Annotated in this window: 4 protein-coding genes; 2 read left to right on the top strand and 2 right to left on the bottom strand. The window is 63.6% G+C overall.

Annotation, left to right across the window (positions count from 1 at the left end; translation table 11 throughout):
- Positions 1-230 precede the first annotated feature (230 nt).
- Positions 231-809 carry a hypothetical protein gene (locus JHD07_RS35720; protein ID WP_291630758.1) on the top strand — a complete coding sequence of 193 codons (579 nt, stop codon included), beginning with the start codon at positions 231-233 and terminating at the stop codon, positions 807-809.
- Positions 810-818: 9 nt separating this feature from the next.
- On the opposite strand, the gene JHD07_RS35715 is transcribed toward JHD07_RS35720, so the two are convergent.
- Positions 819-2,396 carry an oleate hydratase gene (locus tag JHD07_RS35715; RefSeq protein ID WP_291630756.1) on the bottom strand — a complete coding sequence of 526 codons (1,578 nt, stop codon included), beginning with the start codon at positions 2,394-2,396 and terminating at the stop codon, positions 819-821.
- 363 nt (positions 2,397-2,759) lie between these two features.
- Here JHD07_RS35715 and JHD07_RS35710 point away from each other — a divergent pair, with 363 nt between their 5' ends.
- On the top strand, positions 2,760-3,074 hold the full coding sequence (locus tag JHD07_RS35710; protein WP_291630754.1) for a hypothetical protein: 315 nt from the start codon (positions 2,760-2,762) through the stop codon (positions 3,072-3,074).
- Between the two features lie 55 nt (positions 3,075-3,129).
- On the opposite strand, the gene JHD07_RS35705 is transcribed toward JHD07_RS35710, so the two are convergent.
- The coding region (locus tag JHD07_RS35705; RefSeq protein WP_291630752.1) for an FAD-dependent oxidoreductase at positions 3,130-3,427 on the bottom strand (298 nt) is incomplete at its 5' end.

Here is a 3,427-nt window from a genome sequence, read left to right as displayed (position 1 = left end):
TGTCGCGAAGCGACGGCGATGGGCTAGCTTTGCCACGAAAAAAACACCAGTCTGGCGGCAAGTGCCGGCCGGACGGGGTGGGCGATTGGGCGAATCGCCCTTGGGGATGTGACGCGGTGGTATTCCAGACGGGTGTTGCTGAACAAACGGGATCGCAACCAACTTGCGGTTCGATGGTTATGGTGCGGGAATTTCCCCCCGCCGCGGCCCCCTGGCACACGAGCCTGACCATGCGCCTCTGCCGACCGGTCCTCGCCGTCCTGGCCATCAGCTTGGCAAGTCCTTGTTTTGCCGAAACTTCCGAACCGATCCGGGTCAACAATCCGCCGGCGCAGCAGAACGCCTTCATCGACCTGCTGGCGCTGATGTCCGGCCATTGCAAGACGCTTGAGGTCGCCGGGCGCACCTATGCCTGCAAGACCGTCGCTTACGCCCATGGCGACAAGGGCCGGGTCAATTTCGCGGTCGCGGTCGACGATCCCTCCGACGACAGCCATGTGGTGTCGTTTTCCGGCGAGAACGGCAAGCGCGCCGACGACAATTCCTACGAATTGCCGATCGACCGCATGTTGCTCAACTCCAAGCACCGCCCGAGGGTCGACGGCCTGCCCGTGCCGGCCGAGCAGACATCCATTGGAGTCTGCCGCCAGACGGGCAACTTCGCCGCCAGGAAGGTGAAAGACGTCACCTGCTCGGCGACCGACAACGAGGGCCGCAAATACGAGCTCCTGTTCGTCTCCGACGGCTCCCCGGTCAGCGTGCGACGCATCCGCCAGTCGGCACCGTCGATCCAGGACCCCTTCAAGTAGCTCCATCCATCACGCGAACGCCTTCTCCAGCGTCGCGAAGATCACGGCCAGCGACTTGTCGTGCCGCGTCACCGGCGGCACCGGCCGCTCGATCTTCATGAGTTGATAGACCGCCATCTGCGCCGTACGCACCGAATATTCGACGGTGAACACCACGTCGTCGGGGATTTCGACGAACTGGCTGACGAAGGCGAGATTGACGGAATTCTTGGGCACCGGCAGCGGCCGATCGGCCAGGTTGCGCGGCATGAACATGCTGGTGATGTAGGGCATGCGGCAGGGGATGCAGATCGCATCTTCGAAAACCGCGGGATCGAAGTTGAGGTGGCCGCAGAGCTCCTTCAGGATTTCGGCGCCGCCGCAGTCCGACATCGGCTTCGCCACGAAATTGCCGACGCGATCGGGATGCAGCGCATAGCCCCAGAACACCTGGACGTTGTTCGGTTGTCCCGCGAAATGCGGCTGGTGATAGAGCACGACCGACATCAGCCAGTTGGAGTCCTTGAACGTGACGAGACCGCCGGTGCCGGCCCTGTTGCCGGAGAACGCTTCCATCCGGTCGAAGAAGCCGGGATCGCGGCAGGTGACGGTGAAGGACAGCCAGTAGGATTCGGGGATCGAAGTGTTGAACGCTGAGGGATTGCCAAACTCCGGCCGTCCTTGCGCGATCGTCTCCCACAACGCCCAGCCCTGGCTGTCGGCCTTGGTCAGGCGCGGCGGCGGCTCGGTCATCGTGCCCAGGCTGGAGGCGTCCGTCATCGACCCGTTCTGGAAGAAGACGATGTCGTCGTCTTCGAGCCGGACATTGGCGGTGCGGCTGTCGCGGTCGAGCGTAAGCTGACGCACGCGCAAGCGCGCGCCGTCGACCTCGAACGCCATGTCGGTGACGCGCGTGCCACGCACGAATTGCACGCCTTGGCGCTTCAGCCAGTCGGTCAGCGGCCGAACGATCGCGTCATACTGATTGTAGACGGTGCGCTTGACGCCGCCGAGCGTTTCGATGCGCGGAAACTCGTTCATGAAGCGGTGCAGATAGCGCTTCAGCTCGACCGCGCTGTGCCAAGGCTGGAAGGCGAAGGTGGTCTGCCACATGTACCAGAAATTGGACTCGAAGAATCCGGGCGACAGCCAGTCGGTGATGCGGCCGTTGCCGAGCGTCTCCTCCGAAGCCTCGGTGAGCCGCAGCAGTTCGAGCCGGTCGCGCGCGGAGAAGCCCATATGCGAGACGTCGACCTTGAAGCGGTTGCGGTCGACCAGACGCGCCCTGGAGTGCGCCGGATTCTCCACGTTGAACGCGACCGTCTCATCGCGCACGCTGAGGCCGGGATGTTCGAGCGAGGGAATGCTGGAGAGCAGATCCCAGGTGCATTCGTAATGATCGGTGGTGAGCATGCGCCCGCCGCGGAGCGAATAGGCGCCGTTCGCAAGCTGCGCTCCGTCGAGGCTGCCGCCGACCAGCGGCTGCGCCTCGTAGACCACGATGTCGCGCCCGGGCAGCTGCGCATCGCGAACCAGAAACGCGGCGCCCGCGAGCGACCCAATGCCGCCACCGATGAAATACGCCTTCATGACCTGCCTCGATTGCATTTCGAATGTCGCGTCGACAGTGCATCCGGCGACGACGATCAAAGTTGCGCTGGATCAAGCGCGACATGCATGCAGATCACGTTCAGGTGAGTCGCCGCCGCTGCTCGTGCTCGCGCGCCGCGACGTTTCATTGCTTTGAATCGACGCGCAGCAGCCCATCGCCGAGGAGAGGCTGCGCTGTGTTCTGAGCTCGAGCTCGCAACAGCTCTTCATGGCGACGATGGACGCGGGAACGTTCAGTCGTTCACACACGTTAACAAACGTTCAGCTTGGAACTGTATCTGCGTCGTTTCGACGCCCGCCAGGGCCGGAACGTGCTGCACGCTCATCTGTTGTCGCACGACATTCAACTGGAGTGATGACATGAAGTATCTTTTTGTCGCGATGGGTTTGGGCGCTGCGGTTCTTGCCGGCGTATCCTCTGCCAATGCGGCCGACCGTCCCAGCGCGAAGCAGACTGCCCAGACCGAGCAGTCCACCGACATCAGCGCGCAACGAAGGCACCACCATCACGGCCATCGCCATCATCACTGGCGCCACCACGGCCACCATCGTCCGCACTACCGCAGCTACGGTTACTATCCGCGGCACCATGGCTACTATGGTGGCGGTCCGTACGGCTACTACCGCGGCGGTGGTCCCGGCGTGACCTTCAGCTTCGGCGGTGGACGCTGGTAAGATCGACACTAGACTTGCCGAGATAGAAAAGGCCCGCAGCGATGCGGGCCTTTCGCTATTCCTGCAAGATCGCCCGCGCCGTCTGAAGGCCACTCGCGAGTGCCGCCTCGACCGTGCCCATGTCTCGACCGCGATAGAGTGCTTCGCCGGAGAACAGCACTGGCCCGTCCGCACGTCCGAGAAGCTCCTGGGCGTCCCGCGTCCGCGGCGTCGCCCAGGAATAAGCGCCGCGCGCGAAGCGATCATGCGCCCAATTGATCGCAGCCGCCGCCACCAGCTCACGCGCGATGTCGTCGCGCGGCAGGCCGAAGATGGCAGCGAGCGAGCCAAGCCCGGCATCGATCAGTGCTGGC

The organism is Bradyrhizobium sp. (genome assembly GCF_016462955.1).
Classification (GTDB): Bacteria; Pseudomonadota; Alphaproteobacteria; order Rhizobiales; family Xanthobacteraceae; genus Bradyrhizobium.
Note: the sequence above shows the minus strand (reverse complement) of the source record. Positions and strands in the feature narration are given on the sequence as shown.